Source organism: Phenylobacterium sp. (genome assembly GCF_031425575.1).
In the GTDB taxonomy this organism is placed as follows: Bacteria; Pseudomonadota; Alphaproteobacteria; order Caulobacterales; family Caulobacteraceae; genus Phenylobacterium.
The window spans coordinates 1-1,886 of record NZ_JANPJP010000089.1; the positions used below are offsets into that span (position 1 = coordinate 1).

Consider the following 1,886-nt stretch of genomic DNA (forward strand, 5'->3'; position numbering starts at 1 on the left):
GGGTTCGGTGGAGCCGCCGTGGTGCCAGCGCGGCGAGTCGCCGGCCTCCTGAACGCCCAGGCCGAAGTCCACCATGTTGGAGATGATCTGCGCCTGGCCCTGGGGCTGCATGTCGCCGCCCATGACGCCGAAGGACAGCCACGGCTGGTCGCCCTTGGTGGCGAAGCCCGGGATGATGGTCTGGAAGGGCCGCTTGCCCGGGGCGTAGATGTTGGGGTGGCCGTCGGTCAGAGCGAACAGCTCACCGCGGTCCTGGAGCATGAAGCCCAAGCCGTCCGGCATCAGGCCCGAGCCCATGCCGCGATAGTTGGACTGGATGATGGAGACCATCATGCCGTCGGCGTCGCTGGTGGTGAAATAGGTGGTGTCGCCATGGCCGGGCGCCTGGCCTGGACTGACCGGGGTCAGGATGGCGTCCGGGCGGATCAGCCTGGCGCGCTCCCTGGCGTAAGCCTTGGAGATCAGCCACTCGGTGGGGATCTTGGCGAAGTCGGGATCGGCGTAGTAGCGGGCGCGGTCCTCGAAGGCCAAACGCTTGGCCTCGACACCGTGGTGGATCGCGGCGGCGGACTGGAAGCCCATCGCCTTGATGTCGAATTCCTCCATGATGTTCAGGGCCTGCAGGGTGGCCAGGCCCTGGCTGTTGGGGGACAGGCCCCAGACGTCCACGCCGCGGTAGTTGACCTTGTGCGGCGGGTCCCAGCGGCTGTGGTGGGCGGCCAGGTCGGCCTTGGTCATCCAGCCGCCAATGCGCTTGAAGTAGCGCTCGATGCTGGTGGCGATCTCGCCCTCGTAGAAGGCGTCGCGGCCGCCCTGGGCGATCAGGCCGTAGGTCCGGGCTAGGCCTGGATTGCGGAAGACCTCGCCCTCGACCGGGGTCTTGCCGCCCGGCGCCCAGACGGACTTGAAGTTCTCCACCTCCTCCAGGCCGGAGCCCGGCCTGGTGAAGTTCTTCAGGGAGCGTTCCAGGTAGTAGGCGACGTTCTGGCTGACCGGGGCGCCCTCGCCGCAGTGGGCGATGGCGGAGGTGAACAGGTCCTTCCACTTCAGCTTGCCGTAGCGCTGGTGCAGGGTCCACCAGGCGTCCACCGCGCCCGGCACGCTGACGGAGACAGCGCCATAGGAGGGAATCAGGCCGTTCTTCGATCGCGCACGCACCGTCTCCAACGACAGGCCCTTGGGGCTGCGGCCCGAGCCGTTGAGGCCCACGACCTGCTTGGTTTTCGGGTCCCACAGCATGACGAAGCAGTCGCCGCCGATCCCGCAGGCGATGGGCTCGACAAACCCCAGCACCGCATTGGCGGCGATGGCCGCGTCCACCGCCGACCCCCCGGCCTTCAGGATCTCGATGGCGGCCAGGCTCGCCAACGGGTGGGCGGTGGCCGCCGCCCCGTGGACGCCCCAGGCGGCGCTGCGGCTGGCGAAGGTGGCGCCGTCCACCCGGTCGCCGCCGCGCACATCGGGGCGGTTGCGGTTGGGATTGTCCGAGCGCGCGTCAGCCAGGGCGTGGGTGGCCAGGGCGGCGGCGGGAAGGGCGGCGAGGAAGGTGCGGCGGCGCATGGGGGCTCCTGAGCCTGGACGTCCCGCACTATGGCTCAGGCGTCAGGCGCGCGTGAAACTTTCCTCGGAAACGCCGCCGAGCGCTACACTTGACCCTTCTCGTTCACAGTGGCCCCTATCGCCTTGATGGAGACATCGCTCCGTCAGCCCCCCCGCTATCCGTCCGAAACTACAGCACAGGCCCTGCGCCGAATTCAACCCTCGGTGAATACCGCGAGTTCGTTCCCGCTGGGGTCGCGGAAGTGGAAGCGGCGGCCGCCCGGGTAGCTGTAGATGGGCTTGACCACCTGGCCGCCAGCCGCCGTCACCTTGGCCAGCATCGCCTC

Annotated in this window: 2 protein-coding genes; both read right to left on the reverse strand. The window is 68.9% G+C overall.

What is annotated here, in order from left to right; genetic code table 11:
• Positions 1-1,560, reverse strand: a 1,560-nt coding sequence (locus RMO97_RS04870) for a gamma-glutamyltransferase family protein (RefSeq protein WP_310539415.1), incomplete at its 3' end; no start/stop codon positions are given.
• Between the two features lie 194 nt (positions 1,561-1,754).
• A partial coding sequence (locus RMO97_RS04875; RefSeq protein ID WP_409035286.1) for a VOC family protein occupies positions 1,755-1,886 on the reverse strand: 132 nt, incomplete at its 5' end.